13 protein-coding genes are annotated in these 15,891 nt (G+C 65.3%); 8 read left to right on the top strand and 5 right to left on the bottom strand.

What is annotated here, in order from left to right:
- The first annotated feature begins 124 nt into the window (after positions 1-124).
- On the top strand, positions 125-1,339 hold the full coding sequence (locus V5F68_RS07335; RefSeq protein ID WP_348846431.1) for an NADP-dependent isocitrate dehydrogenase: 1,215 nt from the start codon (positions 125-127) through the stop codon (positions 1,337-1,339).
- Positions 1,340-1,379: 40 nt separating this feature from the next.
- Here V5F68_RS07335 and V5F68_RS07330 read toward each other — a convergent pair whose 3' ends face one another.
- The 3 genes from V5F68_RS07330 to recA all read right to left on the bottom strand — a co-directional run bounded on the left by V5F68_RS07330 (position 1,380) and on the right by recA (position 6,961).
- Complete coding sequence (locus tag V5F68_RS07330; RefSeq protein ID WP_394016223.1) at positions 1,380-2,621, bottom strand: cyclic nucleotide-gated ion channel; 1,242 nt, start codon at positions 2,619-2,621, stop codon at positions 1,380-1,382.
- 327 nt (positions 2,622-2,948) lie between these two features.
- Entirely contained in the window at positions 2,949-5,597 is a 2,649-nt protein-coding gene (gene alaS / locus V5F68_RS07325; protein WP_394016222.1) for an alanine--tRNA ligase, read from the bottom strand.
- A 281-nt stretch (positions 5,598-5,878) separates the two neighbouring features.
- Positions 5,879-6,961, bottom strand: coding sequence for a recombinase RecA (gene recA / locus V5F68_RS07320; protein ID WP_394016226.1), 1,083 nt, complete (start codon positions 6,959-6,961; stop codon positions 5,879-5,881).
- A gap of 256 nt (positions 6,962-7,217) precedes the next feature.
- On the opposite strand from recA, the gene uxuA reads away from it, so the two are divergent.
- Positions 7,218-8,291 carry a mannonate dehydratase gene (uxuA, locus tag V5F68_RS07315; protein WP_394016221.1) on the top strand — a complete coding sequence of 358 codons (1,074 nt, stop codon included), beginning with the start codon at positions 7,218-7,220 and terminating at the stop codon, positions 8,289-8,291.
- A gap of 31 nt (positions 8,292-8,322) precedes the next feature.
- Here the strand turns inward: uxuA and V5F68_RS07310 are convergent, their stop codons facing one another.
- A complete protein-coding gene (locus V5F68_RS07310; protein ID WP_394016220.1) occupies positions 8,323-9,057 on the bottom strand; it encodes a FadR/GntR family transcriptional regulator in 735 nt (244 codons plus the stop codon).
- Positions 9,058-9,193: 136 nt separating this feature from the next.
- On the opposite strand from V5F68_RS07310, the gene V5F68_RS07305 reads away from it, so the two are divergent.
- The 6 genes from V5F68_RS07305 to V5F68_RS07280 all read left to right on the top strand — a co-directional run bounded on the left by V5F68_RS07305 (position 9,194) and on the right by V5F68_RS07280 (position 15,148).
- A complete protein-coding gene (locus V5F68_RS07305; protein WP_394016219.1) occupies positions 9,194-10,273 on the top strand; it encodes a LacI family DNA-binding transcriptional regulator in 1,080 nt (359 codons plus the stop codon).
- 83 nt (positions 10,274-10,356) lie between these two features.
- Positions 10,357-11,382, top strand: a complete 1,026-nt coding sequence (locus tag V5F68_RS07300) for an ABC transporter substrate-binding protein (RefSeq protein WP_394016218.1) — start codon at positions 10,357-10,359, stop codon at positions 11,380-11,382.
- Positions 11,383-11,627: 245 nt separating this feature from the next.
- Positions 11,628-12,446 (top strand): ABC transporter permease, encoded by an 819-nt coding sequence (locus V5F68_RS07295; RefSeq protein ID WP_394013982.1) that lies wholly within the window; start codon positions 11,628-11,630, stop codon positions 12,444-12,446.
- 5 nt (positions 12,447-12,451) lie between these two features.
- Positions 12,452-13,258 carry an ABC transporter permease gene (locus V5F68_RS07290; protein WP_394013981.1) on the top strand — a complete coding sequence of 269 codons (807 nt, stop codon included), beginning with the start codon at positions 12,452-12,454 and terminating at the stop codon, positions 13,256-13,258.
- Complete coding sequence (locus tag V5F68_RS07285) at positions 13,255-14,328, top strand: ABC transporter ATP-binding protein (RefSeq protein WP_394013980.1); 1,074 nt, start codon at positions 13,255-13,257, stop codon at positions 14,326-14,328. The genes V5F68_RS07290 and V5F68_RS07285 overlap by 4 nt, the downstream gene beginning before the upstream one ends.
- Before the next feature lie 4 nt (positions 14,329-14,332).
- The gene (locus tag V5F68_RS07280) at positions 14,333-15,148 is read left to right on the top strand and encodes a phosphodiesterase (protein WP_394013979.1); all 816 of its coding nucleotides are present in this window, start codon (positions 14,333-14,335) and stop codon (positions 15,146-15,148) included.
- Between the two features lie 40 nt (positions 15,149-15,188).
- Here the strand turns inward: V5F68_RS07280 and V5F68_RS07275 are convergent, their stop codons facing one another.
- On the bottom strand, positions 15,189-15,890 hold the full coding sequence (locus V5F68_RS07275; RefSeq protein ID WP_394013978.1) for a GntR family transcriptional regulator: 702 nt from the start codon (positions 15,888-15,890) through the stop codon (positions 15,189-15,191).
- Position 15,891 lies beyond the last annotated feature (1 nt).

Genomic DNA, 15,891 nt, shown 5'->3' with positions numbered 1-15,891 from the left:
GCGCGTGAATGCTATAGCGGCCTCGCCTGGGCGGGATGCCGGCGGCGCCAGCGGGGCGCGGGCCGATACGGCATCTCCCATAGACCCTCTTTACGCTCTCAGAGCGCCCCGAAAGGTCGTCCACATGGCGAAGATCAAGGTGGCAAATCCTGTCGTCGAACTCGACGGCGATGAGATGACGCGGATCATCTGGCAGTACATCAAGGACAAGCTGATCCACCCCTATCTCGATATCGACCTGGAATATTACGATCTCTCGGTCGAAAATCGCGATGCCACCAATGACCAGGTGACGATCGACGCTGCCGAAGCGATCAAGAAGCATGGCGTTGGCGTCAAGTGCGCCACCATCACGCCCGATGAAGCGCGCGTGAAGGAATTCAACCTGAAGGAAATGTGGAAGTCGCCCAACGGCACGATCCGCAACATCCTCGGCGGCGTCATCTTCCGCGAGCCGATCATCTGCAAGAATGTGCCCCGCCTCGTGCCGGGCTGGACTCAGCCGATCATCGTCGGCCGCCATGCCTTCGGCGACCAATACCGCGCTACCGATTTCAAGGTGCCCGGCAAGGGCACACTGACCATCTCCTTCGTGGGCGAGGACGGCACCAAGATCGAGAAGGAAGTCTACAAGTTCCCGGGCGCCGGCGTCGCGCTCTCCATGTACAATCTGGACGAATCGATCCGCGATTTCGCCCGCGCCTCGCTGAATTACGGTCTCAACCGCAATTACCCCGTCTATCTCTCCACCAAGAACACGATCCTGAAGGCCTATGACGGCCGCTTCAAGGACATCTTCCAGGAGATTTACGACGCCGAGTTCAAGGAAGAGTTCGAGAGCCGCAAGCTCACCTACGAGCATCGCCTGATCGACGACATGGTCGCCTCGGCGCTCAAGTGGTCCGGCGGCTACGTGTGGGCCTGTAAGAATTACGACGGCGACGTGCAGTCGGACATCGTGGCCCAGGGCTTCGGCTCGCTCGGCCTCATGACCTCCGTGCTCATGACTCCCGATGGCATGACGGTGGAAGCGGAAGCCGCTCACGGCACCGTGACCCGCCATTATCGCGAGCATCAGAAGGGCAAGGAAACCTCCACCAATTCCATCGCCTCCATCTTCGCCTGGACGCGGGGCCTCGCCCACCGCGCCAAGCTCGATGGCAATGACGAACTGGCCAAGTTCGCGAATACGCTGGAGAAGGTGTGCGTCGACACGGTCGAAGCCGGCGATATGACCAAGGATCTGGCCCTGCTGGTCGGCGCCGACCAGAAGTGGCTCTCCACCACCGGCTTCCTCGACAAGGTTTCCGACAACCTCACCAAGGCCATGGCGGCCTGAGAAGCTAACGGACGGGGCGCCGCGCGGCGCCCCGTCCCCGTCACGCGTCCGATGAGGGTTGGCGGTCCGCCTCGTCGAGTTCTTCCGGCGAAATATCGCCGCGTGGCCGCAGCGCATGGGGCGCTTCCTCGCGATGCTCGAGGTCGGCGATGCGATCTGCGATTTCCGGTCGCCGAGCCAGCAAATCGGTAAAATCCTTTCCTTCCAGGATCAGCAATTGCGTGCGCGAGAGTGCCCGCACCGTGGCGCTCCTTAGCCGACCGGTGCGCAAGGCCATCTCCCCGAAGAAATGCCCCTCGCCCAGGCGCAACGGGCCTGAATCCAGCTCGATCTGCACCTCGCCCGAGAGGATGAAGAACATCGAGCGGGCGACATCGCCCCGCCGCATGAGAACTTCGCCGGGCTCAGCCGTGTGCGAGGAGAGGAGGCGCAGAATCTCGCCGATTCCCGCCGCATCCAATTCGGCAAACAGTGGCACCCGGGCCACCATGCCCCAGCTCACCACGAACTCGCGGCGGCGGATCACATCCGCGAACGCTGAGGTGATGATGCCCACCGGCAGGGCGATCATGACCAAGCCCGTTATCATGGTGACGCCCGCCACCATCCGGCCCGCGAGCGTGACCGGCACGACATCCCCATAACCGACGGTGGTCACCGTCACCACCGCCCACCAGGCGGCTAGCGGGATGGACCCGAACTTGTCGGGCTGCGCCTCATGTTCCACCACATACATCACAGACGCGGCCAGCAGCACCACCGCACCGATAATGCCCAGACAGGCGACCAGCGCATGCCGCTCGATCCGGATGGCTTCCAGAAGCGAAGCGATGCCGGGTGAATAGCGCGCGAGCTTCATGAAGCGCACGAGCCGAAACAGGGCGAATATGCGCAGGTCAGCGTTCAGCAGCAGCAGAAGGCCGAACGGCATGACCGCCAGCAAATCTATGATAGCCGCTGGGGTCGCGGCATAACTCAGCCGCGCGCGCGACGATCGCATCCCCCGAAAACGCGGGTTCTCGGGCGCTGCCCACAGACGCAGGCCGTATTCAACCGCGAACACCACGAACGAGACCAGCTCGAACAGGTGCAAGCCCGACAGGTAGGGCGTGCCGATGCTTGGCACCGTCTCGACGATCGCGGCGAAGGTATTTGCGAGAATGAGCACGATCAGAATAGCGTGCACGATCTGCGCCGTGGGATCGCGGACGGCATCGCGCTCCAGAATGGCGAACACGCGCTTGCGCAAGGCGTGCCGCGGCAGGCGCCAAAGAAACAGCATAGGTGGCGGCTTCTGCCCTGCGGCCGGCATCAGGGGCAGGTTCTCCCATCAAGCTTGGCGTCGCGGACCCTCGGGTGGAGGGACTCTAAAGCCCGACGACCCATCGTGGCACGATGTCAGGCGCACTCACAAAGGCAAACTTGAGCGGCACGATGCCCAATCGCCGCATCGCATGCGCCGAGGTTCCCTCCGAGCGGACCCGCAAAGACCTGACGAAAGCGAAGGCGCGAGACACCACCCGGTGCCCCCAAGCGGCTCGTGATCAGAAAAGCTCACGCGGAACCGCTGCCGTCTCGCTGCAAACCCTGCCGGCGCATCGGCGCGGACTCACCCCGCCAGTGCGCTTTCAATGGCCGCCAGGGCCGCATCCGCCTTGGCCGCGTCGGGACCGCCGCCCTGCGCCATGTCGGGCCGGCCGCCGCCGCCTTTGCCACCCAGCGCTTCGACGCCGGCGCGCACCAGCTTCTGTGCATCAAATCGGGCGACGAGGTCGGCGGTCACTCCCACCACCAGGCCCGCCTTGCCGTCCTCGGTGACACCGACGATGGCGACCACGCCGGAGCCAAGTCGCTTCTTGCCTTCATCGACAAGGCCCTTGAGGTCCTTGAGTTCAATGCCGGCGACTTGCTTAGCCATCAGCTTTACGTCGCCGACGGTGCGCACCGGCTCTTCGCCACCCGCCTCGCCCATGGCAAGGCGCTTGCGGGCGTCAGCGAGGTCACGTTCCAGCTTGCGCCGCTCCTCGACCAAAGCGAGGATCCGCGCATCCAGCTCAGACGGCACCGTTTTCAGGCTCGCGGATGCCGACTGGAGAGCCGCATTGGCCGCATTCAGATGGCGGCGGGCCGTAGTGGCGGTCAGCGCCTCAAGCCGCCGCACGCCGGACGCCACCGCGCCTTCCGAAACGATGGACACGATGCCGATATCGCCGGTGCGCGACACATGGGTGCCGCCGCACAGCTCCACGGAATAAGGTGCGCCATTGCCAGGGTCCATGCCCATGGAGACGACGCGCACCTCGTCGCCATATTTCTCGCCGAAGAGTGCACGGGCGCCGGATTCAATGGCCTCGTCAACCGCCATGAGCCGCGTGTCGACGGGCTCGTTCCGCAGCACGTAGGTGTTGGCGATATCTTCCACCTGGGCCAGTTCGGCCGGCGAAAGGGGCTTGGGATGGCTGAAGTCGAAGCGCAGGCGATCAGGCGCCACGAGCGACCCCTTCTGAGCCACATGGTCGCCCAGCACGCGCCGCAGCGCCTCATGCAGCAGATGGGTCGCCGAATGGTTTGCCCGAATGGCGGACCGCCGGTCATGATCCACTGACAGCGAAACCGGTGCCCCGACCCGCAGCACGCCTTCCTTCACGACGATATCGTGGACGAACAGGTCGCCGAGCTTCTTCTGGGTGTTGAGAATATCGGCCGAGACGCCGCCTTCGGCCGCCAGGCGGCCGCTGTCGCCCACCTGCCCGCCGGACTCACCATAGAAGGGCGTCTGGTTGACCACGAGCAGCCCTTGCTCACCTGCCTTGAGTTCGCTGACCTCGGCACCATCGCGGACCAGAGCCCGCACCACACCCTCGGCACGTTCCGTGTCATAGCCGAGGAACTCGGTGGCACCCTCGCGCTCCCGCAAGGCAAACCAGACAGCATCCGTGGCTGCCTCGCCGGACCCCTGCCACGCGGCGCGCGCATCCGCTTTCTGCCGCTCCATGGCGGATTTGAATGCGTCGGTATCCACATGAATTCCGCGACCGCGTAGCGCGTCCTCGGTCAGATCAAGCGGGAATCCATAGGTATCATAAAGCTTGAAGGCCACGTCGCCGGGAAACCGCGCCCCACTGGTGAGGCCGGCGCTTTCCTCTTCCAGGATCAGCAGACCGCGTTCCAGGGTCCGGCGGAACCGGCGCTCCTCGAGCAGCAGTGTCTCCGTTGCGAGCGCTTCAGCCCGCACAATCTCAGGATAGGCACGGCCCATTTCCCGGACCAGGATCGGCACCAGGCGGTGCATGAGCGGATCCCGCGCACCGAGAAGCTGAGCATGGCGCATGGCGCGCCGCATGATCCGCCGCAGGACGTACCCTCGCCCCTCGTTCGAAGGCAGCACGCCGTCAGAGGTAAGGAACACCGAGGCGCGCAAATGGTCCGCGATGACGCGATGGCTCGCCTTCTGCGGCCCGTCCGGCGAAACGCCGGTGAGTTCCGCGACCTCCGCGATGATCGCCCGCATGAGGTCGGTTTCATAATTGTCGTGCGTGCCCTGCAGCAGGGCGGAAATGCGCTCGAGCCCCATGCCGGTATCGATCGAGGGACGCGGCAGCGACAGGCGCTCTCCGCCCGGCAGCTGCTCATACTGCATGAACACGAGATTCCAGATCTCGATGAAGCGATCGCCGTCGGCGTCCGCTGAGCCCGGAGGACCGCCGGGGATGTGAGCGCCGTGATCGAAGAAAATTTCCGAGCACGGGCCGCAGGGGCCGGTATCGCCCATTGCCCAGAAATTATCGGAGGTCGAGATGCGGATGATGCGGTCGTCCGGCAGTCCGGCGATCTTCTTCCACAAAGCGTGTGCTTCGTCGTCCTCGGAATAGACCGTGACGAGGAGCCGGTCTTTCGGCAGCTCGAACTCACGGGTCACGAGGTTCCAGGCCAGCTCGATGGCGCGGTCCTTGAAATAGTCGCCGAACGAGAAATTACCCAGCATTTCGAAGAAGGTGTGATGCCGCGCCGTGTAGCCGACATTGTCCAAATCGTTGTGCTTGCCGCCCGCGCGAACGCACTTCTGGGAGGTCACCGCCCGCGAGTACGGACGTTTTTCCATGCCGGTGAAGACATTCTTGAACTGCACCATCCCCGCATTGGTAAACATGAGCGTGGGGTCGTTGCGCGGCACCAGGGGCGAGGAGGGAACCGCCTCATGGCCCTGCTTCACGAAATAATCGACAAAGGTCGACCGGATCTCATTCACGCCGCTCATGTGCCGGCCACCATACCCTTGACTGGATTTCCCCCAACGCGCGGAAGGGCGCAGCGTCGGTTCTCACATGGGCTCGGACAAACGCCAAAGCCGCGATGCATAAGCGAAGATCGTTTAACGATGCCGTTTCCGCTTGTCCAGAAAAGCGTTTTCGATGCCTTCCGGCCGGCACGATATATCATTCGCATATCTTAAGCGCCGAGGCGGGGCTAATGGCTTCGCGCGCATAAAAAAGGCGGAGCAGAGCCCCGCCTTCTCTAACCGGAACTTAACGCGGACACTCAGTCCTCGGCGACCTCGGCAGAATCTTCCTCGGGGGAACCGGCGAGGATCTGCTCGGCGATCAGGCCCGCATTCTGGCGCACCGCAGCTTCGATTCGCCCCGCGACTTCAACATTCTGCTTCAAGAACGCCTTGGCATTCTCGCGCCCCTGGCCAAGACGTTGGCTGTCGTAGGAGAACCACGAGCCGGACTTTTCGACCACGCCGGCGCGAACCCCAAGATCGAGCAGCTCCCCGGTTTTGGAGACGCCTTCGCCATAGATGATGTCGAATTCCACCTGCTTGAACGGAGGAGCCAGCTTGTTCTTCACGACCTTGACGCGGGTCTGGTTGCCGATCACCTCGTCGCGCTCCTTGATCATCCCGATGCGGCGGATGTCGAGGCGGACGGAGGCATAGAATTTCAAGGCGTTGCCGCCGGTCGTGGTCTCCGGAGAGCCATACATCACGCCGATCTTCATGCGGATCTGATTGATGAAGATCACCATGGTGTTGGACTTGGAGATGGACGCGGTCAGCTTGCGCAGGGCCTGGCTCATCAGGCGGGCTTGCATGCCGGGTTGGCTGTCGCCCATCTCGCCGTCCAGTTCGGCGCGTGGGGTCAGGGCCGCGACCGAATCGACGACCAACACGTCCACGGCCCCAGAGCGGACCAGCGTGTCGCAGATCTCGAGCGCCTGTTCGCCCGCATCCGGTTGAGAAATAAGGAGATCGTCCAGGTTTACGCCAAGCTTGCGGGCATAGATAGGATCGAGGGCGTGCTCGGCGTCGATGAAGGCGCAGACGCCGCCCTTTTTCTGAGCTTCTGCAACGGTATGCAGCGCCAGCGTGGTCTTGCCGGAGGATTCGGGGCCGAAGATCTCGACCACCCGCCCGCGCGGCAACCCGCCGATGCCGAGCGCGATGTCCAGCCCCAGGGACCCGGAAGGAATGCTTTCAATTTCAATGGCTTTGCCGCTCTTTCCGAGCCGCATGATCGAGCCCTTGCCGAAATGCCGCTCGATCTGTGAGAGCGCGGCGTCGAGCGCTTTCGTCTTATCCATGGAGGAACCTTCGACGAGTCTGAGTGTGGACTGAGTCATCGCTGTGCTCTCCGCCGCGTGCAAGGATTATTCGCTACCCCGGTTTCGTACCTGTTTTGTTCGATGTTCGCAATATGTTCTCATCAAATTCGGGCGCTTATCGCTAATATTCGGTGAAAGTTCGCGAGCCGAAATTCATCTGCCGCTCTTCCGTGACGAAATCCGGATCGAAACCGCATTTCGGATTCGTTGCGCCACTGGTCCAGCCACTGTACCAGTCCCCGGAATGGACCGCGACCGCAGCCGGGAGGCCGCCATGAAGATGACGTTCCGCTGGTATGGGGAGGACGATGCCGTCACCCTCGCCAACATCCGCCAGATCCCCGGCATGTCCGGCATCGTTTCCGCCGTCTATGGCGTGCCGGTGGGCGAGGCGTGGCCGCTTGAGCGGATCGTCAGTCTCAAGCACGAGGCGGAGGCGCACGGGCTTCAGCTCGAGGTCATCGAGAGCGTGCCGGTGCATGAGGACATCAAGCTGGGCAAGGCCGGCCGCGACCGGCTGATCGGCAATTATTGCGAGACCCTCTCCCGCCTCGGCAAGGCCGGGGTGAAGGTGGTCTGCTACAATTTCATGCCCATGTTCGACTGGACCCGCACCACGCTCGACATGAAACTGCCCGACGGCTCCACCACCCTCGCCTTCGACGCGCAGGCCATCAGCCGCATCGACCCGCGCGAGGGCATTCGCCTGCCCGGCTGGGACGCCAGCTATGCGCCCGAGGAACTGCGCTTTCTTCTGGACGAATATGCCCATGTGAGCGAGGGCAAGCTCTGGGAAAATCTGAATTATTTTCTTCAGCGCGTGATTCCGGCAGCAAAGGAAGCGGGCGTGCTGATGGCGATCCACCCCGACGATCCGCCGCGCCCGATCTTCGGCCTGCCCCGCATCGTCAAGAACCACGCGGACCTCGCCCGCATCCTCGATGCGGTGGACGACAAGGCCAATGGCCTGACCCTGTGCTCGGGGTCGCTCGGCGCGGACCTTTCAAACGACGTTCCGGCCATGGTGCGCACGTTCGGCGGCCGAGGCCGCATTCACTTTGCCCATCTGCGCAACGTAAAGGCGCAGCCGGACGGCAGCTTCTTCGAGACTGCGCATCTTTCCTCCGAAGGCTCGCTCGACATGGCGGAGATCGTGCTGGCGTATTTCGAGACCGGCTTCACGGGCTATTTCCGGCCGGACCATGGACGGATGATCTGGGGCGAAACCGGGCGGCCCGGCTACGGCCTTCATGATCGCGCCCTCGGCGCCGTGTATCTGAATGGGCTGTGGGAAGGCGCCCGCAAGGCTTCATCCCATAAGGCCGGTGCGGCCGCGGGGTCACGATAGCGGCGCCCATCTCCTCGCCGTACGAGCGCGGCTATCGCGCCTTGCTGCGCGGAGATTTATCCGCCACGCCGGCCTTGTCGAACAAGCGGGCATAGACGTTCTGAAGATGGCGGCGCATGCGGGTTTCGGCCGCCGCAGGATCGCCGGCGAGGATCGCCTCGGCGATCTGCCGATGGTCCTTGTTCATCGCGAGCGGCAGTTCGTCGGCGGCGTAGTTGGCTTCGAGCTGCTTGAACATCGCGCCATAGCGCTTGTCCCAGAGAAACTCGACCACCTCCTTGAGCACCTGATTGCCCGTCATCTCCGCGATCAGCAGGTGGAATCGCTTGTCCTGGGCCAGGAAGGCCTCGTTATTGACCGGGTATTCGTCGAATTCCTTCGTCACCCGCCGAAGCGCCGCTTTTTGCTCCTCGGAGCCGTTGAGGGCGGCAAGCTCGGCGGTGCGGCTCTCCACCGCCTCGCGCGCCGCCAGAAGCTCCACCGCGCCGGCACCGTGTGGGTCGGCCTCCTGCGTCGCCGGCACCGGGGCCGCCGCCGGGTCGCGCACATAGACGCCCTGCCCCGTGCGGATATCCACCCGACCCTCGATTTCCAGAAAGATCAGCGCCTCGCGGACCGAGGTGCGGCTGACGCCGAATTGCTTCGCCAGTTCCCGCTCCGCCGGCAAGGTCTGGCCCGGCTTGAAAGCGCCGCTGTCGATATGCTCGATCAGCGATTGCGCGATCTGCTTGTAGAGCCGGTCCACCTTGATCTTGGGTAAACGCATCGCTTGGATTGATCCTGCCGTTGCGTACACCGTTGCACACGCACCTCCTTATCGCATTGCGCGGCGTCACGTCATACGGCTGTAACATCGGGGCCCTAGGAGAGCCGTGTAAACGGTTACATACTCCGGAGCCGCCGTGGCGCGCACAGTCACCATCCGCACCGTCGCCGAGCGCGCCGGCTGCTCCATCGCCACCGTCAGCCGTGTCATCAACGGTACGGCGCGGGCGAGCGTGGAGGCGGAAGCCCGGGTGCGCGCGGCCATCGCCGAGCTGAGCTTCCGCCCGAGCGAGATCGGCCGTTCCCTCAAGACTTTGCGCACCCGCACCATCGGCGTGGTGATCCCGAGCCTGACCAACCCGGTGTTCGCCAGCTCCGTCGCCGGCATCGAGGCGGAAGCGCGGGTGCGCGGCCATGCGCTGCTGGTCACCGCCACCGATTACGATCCCGAACGCGAGCGCAGCGTGGTGGATACCCTCGTCGCCCAGAGCGTGGCCGGCCTCGTGCTCACCGTCGCCGATCCCGATGCCAATCCCACGCTCGACATGCTGGATGCCGAGGGCATCCCCTATGTGCTGGTCTATAACGAACCGCAGCGCATTCCCCGCCCCGCCGTGACGGTGGACAATGCCGGCGCCACCCGCGCGCTCACCGCCGCGCTGATCGCCCAGGGGCACCGGCGCATCCTGTTCATCGCCGGGCGCTTCTCCTCGTCCGACCGCTCGCGCCTGCGCCACCAGGGCTATCTGGCCGCCATAGCGGCGGCCGGTCTTGTGCCGGAACCGGTGCTGGAGCTGGACTATATCGCCGACGCCCCGGCCCATCGTGCCGCGCTGGAAAGCCTGTTCGCGGCGCATGGGCGGCCCACCGCCATGATCTGCTCCAACGATCTGCTGGCGCTCTCCATCATCGCGGCTGTTCGCGCCATGGGGCTTTGCGTCCCCGGCGACATGTCGGTGGCCGGGTTCGACGGCATCGCCATCGGCCGCCTCGTGACGCCGGAACTCTCCACCGTGGACCAGCCCACCCGTCTCATGGGGGCGCGGGCCATCGAGCGGCTGTTCGACATGTTCGAGGGCGCGACGGGACGGGCGGTCGAGCACCTCCCCTACCATCTGCGCCTCACCGGCACCCTCGCCGCCGCGCCGCCGGACCCCGGCGCCGCCCTCCATTCTTCCGGTCCGCCCGCGGGCGGATCACGCGCCCCGGCCGCCTGACGGCCCGCCTTTCGTACCGCGTTCCCGACCCGTCCGGCTTGCTCAGCCGGCACCCCTTTGTGCGACCTATGAAAGACCACGGCATGACTTTCTCAGCCTTGAAGTCCCTGCTCGCCGCGCCGCTGCTCGCGGGCTCGCTCCTGCCTGCCGCCATGCTCGCACCCGCCAAGGCGGCGGACGCCATCTGCTACAATTGCCCCACCGAATGGGCCGACTGGGGCAGCATGCTCAAGGCCATCAAGGCCGACACCGGCGTCGAAGTGCCGCCGGACAACAAGAATTCCGGCCAGTCGCTGGCGCAGATCATCGCCGAAAAGGCGAGCCCGGTGGCGGACGTCGCCTATCTCGGCGTCACCTTCGGCATCAAGGCCAAGGAAGCCGGCGTCACCCAGGCCTATGAGCCGAAGAATTTCTCGCAGATCCCCGCCGGCCTGAAGGATCCCGAGGGCCATTGGTTCACCATCCATTCCGGCACGCTCGGCCTGTTCATCAACAAGGATGCGCTGGGCGGCGCGCCGGTGCCGGCCTGCTGGTCGGATCTGCTGAAGAGCGAATACAAGGGCATGGTGGGCTATCTCGACCCGTCCAGCGCCTTCGTCGGCTATGTGGGCGCGGTGGCGGTGAACAATGCGCTCGGCGGCTCGCTGGAGAATTTCGGCCCCGGCCTCGACTTCTTCAAGAAGCTCGCCGCCAACCAGCCGATCGTGCCGAAGCAGACCTCCTATGCCCGCGTGGTCTCCGGCGAGATCCCGATCCTGTTCGATTATGATTTCAACGCCTATCGCGCCAAATACAGCGAGAAGGGCAATTTCGCCTTCGTCATTCCCTGCGAGGGCTCGATCGTCGTTCCCTATGTGATGACCATGGTGAAGAACGACCCGCATCCGGACGCCGCCAAGAAGGTGCTGGACTATGTGCTGTCCGACAAGGGACAGGCCATGTGGGCCGCCGCCTATCTGCGCCCGGTGCGCGACGTGCCGCTGCCGAAGGAGGTCGCCGACCGCTTCCTGCCCGCCGCCGATTATGCCCGCGCCAAGCCGGTGGACTACGGCAAGATGGAGAGCGTGCAGAAGGGTTTCTCGGACAAGTATCTCGCCGAGGTGAAATAGGCGCGCCGCCCGGGCTGCCCCCTCACCCACTCCTCTCCCCGGCGGGGAGAGGGAGGGCGCCAGCGGGTGCGACGTCTGGACTTTTCGAAGCCGTCCCTCCCAAATCACCTCTCCCCCACGGGGAGAGGTCGACCGCGCAGCGGGCGGGTGAGGGGCAAGGCCCGAGGACAGGCGCAGCCCCCTCCCCAGCCCTCCCCCGCACGCGGGAGAGGGAGCCAATTCTGATCCCCGACACAGGCACTTCCATGAATAGCGCCGATCGCCTGGCCAACATCCTGCTGCTGCCGCTCGGCGTGTTCGTGCTCGCCTTCTTCCTGCTGCCTCTGGTGCGGGTGGTCGCGGTGGCCGGCGAGGGGCCGAACGGGGTGGCGGAATATCTCGTCATCCTCACCAATCCCCGCCATTTCGCGACCCTCATCGCCACCCTCACCCTCTCCGCCGGGGTGACGCTGGCGACGCTCGCCATCGGCACTGTGGTGGCGCTGTTTTTGGCGCAGAACCGGTTTTTCGGCCGGGCTCTCCTCGTCTCCATGCTCACCTTGCCGCTCGCCTTTCCCGGCGTGGTGGTGGGCTTCATGATCATCCTGCTGGCGGGCCGCCAGGGACTGCTCGGCGGCATCACCCAGAGCCTCGGGCTCGGCAAATGGGTGTTCGCCTATTCCATGGCCGGCCTGTTCGCGGGCTATGTGTATTTCTCCCTGCCGCGCGTGCTGGTGACGCTGATGGCGGCGGCGGAAAAGCTTGATCCAGCGCTGTCGGAAGCCGCGCGCTCACTTGGTGCGGGGCGGTTCGAGGTGCTGCGCGACGTGATCCTGCCGGGGCTGGCGCCGGCGCTGATGGCCTGCGGCGCCATCGCGTTCGCCACCGCCATGGGCGCGTTCGGCACCGCGTTCACGCTCGCCACCCGCATCGATGTACTGGCCATGACGATCTATACGGAATTCACCCTGGCCGCGAATTTCTCCAGCGCCTGCGCCCTCTCGCTGGCGCTGGGGTTGATCACCTGGGGCGTGCTGGCGGCGACGCGCAATTTCGCCGGCGCCGGCGTCGCGGCGGCGGGGTGAGAGCCATGCGCACCAATCCCCTCGTTTTCGCATTTCAGCTCATCGTGACGCTGCTTGCGGCCGCTTTTCTGGTTGTGCCGGCCCTCACGAGCATACTTGCGGGCCTTACGGTCAATTATTTTCAGGGGGTACGCTCCGGCCTCACGCTAGAATGGGTGGCCCAGGTGTGGGGCCTCTATGCCCCCACGATCTTCCGCTCGATCCTGATCGCGCTCGGGACGCTCGCCGTCACGCTGCTGATCGGCGTGCCCGCCGCCTGGGCGCTGGTGCGCAAGCCCGGCCGCTTCTCCCGCCTAGTGGAGGAGATCGTAACCTTGCCCGTCGCCATCCCGGGCCTCGCCCTGGCGCTGGCGCTGATCCTCGCCTATGGCGGCATCCGGGCGTTCCGAGCGAGCGATGCGTTCATCCTGGTGGGGCACGTGCTCTACACCTTGCCCTTCATGCTGCGGGCGGTCATGGCGGTGCTCGCGGCCGTGGACGTGCGCACGCTGGAGGAAGGCGCGGCGAGTCTCGGCGCCTCGCCCTGGCAGCGCTTCATCCAGGTGGTGGTGCCCAATGCGCAGCCGGGCATCCTGGCCGGCGCGCTGATGGTGGTGACGCTCTCCATCGGCGAATTCAACCTCACCTGGATGCTGCACACGCCGCTGACCGCCACTTTGCCCGTGGGGCTGGCCGACAGCTATGCCTCCATGCGGCTCGAAATCGCGAGCGCCTATACGCTCGTCTTCTTCATCATGATCGTGCCGCTGCTGCTCGCCATCCAGTTCGTTGGCGGCGAGCGCCGGGCCCTGAACCGGAAAACCCGCCCGTGAGCCACTCTGCCCCGCCCGCCCCCGCTGCCGCGCTCGCCGGCCATGGCGCAGCCATCGCGCTGACGCGCTGCGCCAAAACCTTCGCCGACGGCACCCGCGCCCTGGAGCCGCTGGATCTCTCCATCGCGAGCGGGGAAACGCTGGTGCTGCTTGGTCCCTCGGGCTGCGGCAAGACCACCACCTTGCGCATCATCGCCGGGCTGGAGGCGCCCGACGCCGGCGGCACAGTGACCTTCGACGGCACCGACGTGACCGCTCTGCCCATCGAGAAGCGCCATGTGGGCATGGTGTTCCAATCCTATGCCCTGTTCCCCAACATGAACGTTATCGAGAACGTCTCCTACGGCCTGCGCGTGCGCGGCGTGCCCAAAGCCGAGCGGCTCAAGCGCGCCGCCGAGGTGCTGGAGATGATGCGCATCGACGCCCTCGCCACCCGCCGCATCGACCAATTGTCCGGCGGCCAGCGCCAGCGGGTCGCGCTGGCCCGCGCGCTCGCCGTGCGGCCCCGCGCCATCCTGCTGGACGAGCCGCTGACCGCGCTCGACGCCGCCTTGCGCGAGCATCTGCGCACCGAGATCGACGCGCTTTTGCGCAGCCTCGCCATCACCGCCATCTATGTCACCCACGATCAGGCGGAAGCGCTGGCGCTGGGCGACCGGATCGTGGTGATGCGGCAAGGCGCCATCGCCCAGATCGGCACCCCGCGGGAGATCTATTTTCACCCCGCCGACGCCTTCGTCGCCGGTTTCGTCGGCACCACGAACCGGCTTGAAGGCAGCGTGCGCAACGGCCGCTTCGAGACCGCCGCCGGGTGCCTGCCCCATGCGGGCGCGGACGCCGCACAGGCAGCGCTGGCCTTCCGGCCGGAGGTCGCGCGCATCTGCGCCCCGGAAGAGACCGGGCTTCACTTCACCATCGCCCAGGTGCATTTCCTCGGCGCGCGCCAGCGCGTGGTGCTGGCCGCGCCCGACGGGACCCGCATCATCGTGGAAACCGCGCCCGAGGACGCGCTGACGCTCGGCGCGCGCGTCGGCCTCGCCATCGACCCTTCCCGCCTCGTTCCGGTGTGAGCCCATGCTGATTGCCCAGTTGACCGATACCCATATCCGCCCCTCCGGCAAGCGCGCCTATGGCGTGGTCGACACCGCAGCCCACCTGGAGCGGGCGGTCGCGCACCTTCAGGCGCTCACCCCCCGCCCCGAGGTGGTGCTGGTGACGGGCGACCTCACCGATTTCGACCAGCCCGAGGAATACGCGCGCTTCCGTGCGCTCACCGACGCGCTGCCCATGCCGTTGCTGCCGATTCCCGGCAATCACGACAGCACGGCGGGCGTCGCGGCGGCCTTTCCGCAGATCGCGGCGCGGGCGCAGGCGGGCAAGCTGAACTATGTGGTGGAAGATTTTCCGGTCCGCCTCGTGATGCTGGATTCCTCCGTGGCGGGCGCGCCCCACGGCGAACTCGGCGCCCCCACGCTCGCTTGGCTCGACGAAACGCTTTCCGCCACACCGGAGCGGCCGGCGCTGGTCGCACTCCACCACCCCCCGTTCCTGACCGGCATCCGCCACATGGACCTGCAGAATTTGCGCGACGGGCAGGCGCTGGAGCAAGTGCTCGCGCGCCACGGGCAGGTCCTGGCGCTGATCTGCGGCCACGTACACCGCACGGTCTTCACCCGCTTCGCGGGCATCCCGGCCTCCATCTGCCCCTCGCCGGCCCATGCCGTGAGCCTGGATTTCGACCCGGCGGGCGAGCCGGGCTTCCATATGGAACCACCGGGCCTGCACCTGCACCGCTTCGACGGCGGGCGGCTGGTGACGCACTTGAGTTTCATCGGAAAATACGACGGGCCGCATCCCTTCTTCGGCCCGGACAAGACCTTGTTGGGCTGAGCCGGCCGCGGGCGCGAAAGTCGTTGCGCTCGAAAATGCTCTAAAGCTCGCTCTCCTGCGAGACATCCTGAAGGCGGTGGAGCGTCAGGTCCAAATGGCGCTCCAGGACGAGATGCAATCTCTCCTTGTCCCGCGCCTCCAATGCAGCCGCGATTTCGATGTGCTGCTTGACCGCCTCGGTCCAGATTTTCGGCTTGTCGTTGCCGATGAAGCGCACCCGCCGCAGCCGCTCCTGAACCGTGCGGTGAAAGCGCGCGAGCGTCTCGTTGTGCGACATATCCACCAGTAATTGGTGGAGCTGCTGGTTCAGCTTGAAATACGCGAGGCGATTGCGCGCCTCATAATCGGCGACCATCTCGTCATGGGTGGCGCGGAAGCGGGCGATCTCCTCGTCGGTCGCGATTTCGCACGCCATGCGCGCGCAGGTCTGCTCGATCGCGCCAAGCGCGCGCATCATGTCGATGGTCTCATCCAGCGCGAACTTGCGGATAATGGCGCCCTTGTTGCGCACCAAATCTACCAGACCTTCGCTGGCGAGCGTCTTCAATGCCTCGCGCAAAGGCGTTCGGGAAACGCCGAGTGATTTTCCCAGCTGAACTTCATTGATCCTGCTTCCGGGATCGAGGCGCCCTTCCACGATCATGTCGCGAATACGCATGGCGACTTCATCATGCAGCGTGCGCTGCTGAATCGGCACCTCCTGATAATCCACGGCGGCGGTTGGCCCACGGAGCAAGGTCACG

Origin of the sequence: Roseixanthobacter pseudopolyaromaticivorans, assembly GCF_043195145.2 — a bacterium.
Lineage (GTDB): Bacteria > Pseudomonadota > Alphaproteobacteria > Rhizobiales > Xanthobacteraceae > NCEH01.
This window is presented reverse-complemented; position numbering and strand designations above follow the sequence as displayed.

What these genes read in the sequence shown, in the direction of transcription:
- V5F68_RS07335 (WP_348846431.1), top strand. Translation starts at nt 125, where the DNA reads ATGGCGAAGATCAAGGTGGCAAATCCTGTCGTCGAACTCGACGGCGAT.
- V5F68_RS07330 (WP_394016223.1), bottom strand. Translation starts at nt 2,621, where the DNA reads ATGCTGTTTCTTTGGCGCCTGCCGCGGCACGCCTTGCGCAAGCGCGTG.
- alaS (WP_394016222.1), bottom strand. Translation starts at nt 5,597, where the DNA reads ATGAGCGGCGTGAATGAGATCCGGTCGACCTTTGTCGATTATTTCGTG.
- recA (WP_394016226.1), bottom strand. Translation starts at nt 6,961, where the DNA reads ATGACTCAGTCCACACTCAGACTCGTCGAAGGTTCCTCCATGGATAAG.
- uxuA (WP_394016221.1), top strand. Translation starts at nt 7,218, where the DNA reads ATGAAGATGACGTTCCGCTGGTATGGGGAGGACGATGCCGTCACCCTC.
- V5F68_RS07310 (WP_394016220.1), bottom strand. Translation starts at nt 9,057, where the DNA reads ATGCGTTTACCCAAGATCAAGGTGGACCGGCTCTACAAGCAGATCGCG.
- V5F68_RS07300 (WP_394016218.1), top strand. Translation starts at nt 10,357, where the DNA reads ATGACTTTCTCAGCCTTGAAGTCCCTGCTCGCCGCGCCGCTGCTCGCG.
- V5F68_RS07295 (WP_394013982.1), top strand. Translation starts at nt 11,628, where the DNA reads ATGAATAGCGCCGATCGCCTGGCCAACATCCTGCTGCTGCCGCTCGGC.
- V5F68_RS07290 (WP_394013981.1), top strand. Translation starts at nt 12,452, where the DNA reads ATGCGCACCAATCCCCTCGTTTTCGCATTTCAGCTCATCGTGACGCTG.
- V5F68_RS07280 (WP_394013979.1), top strand. Translation starts at nt 14,333, where the DNA reads ATGCTGATTGCCCAGTTGACCGATACCCATATCCGCCCCTCCGGCAAG.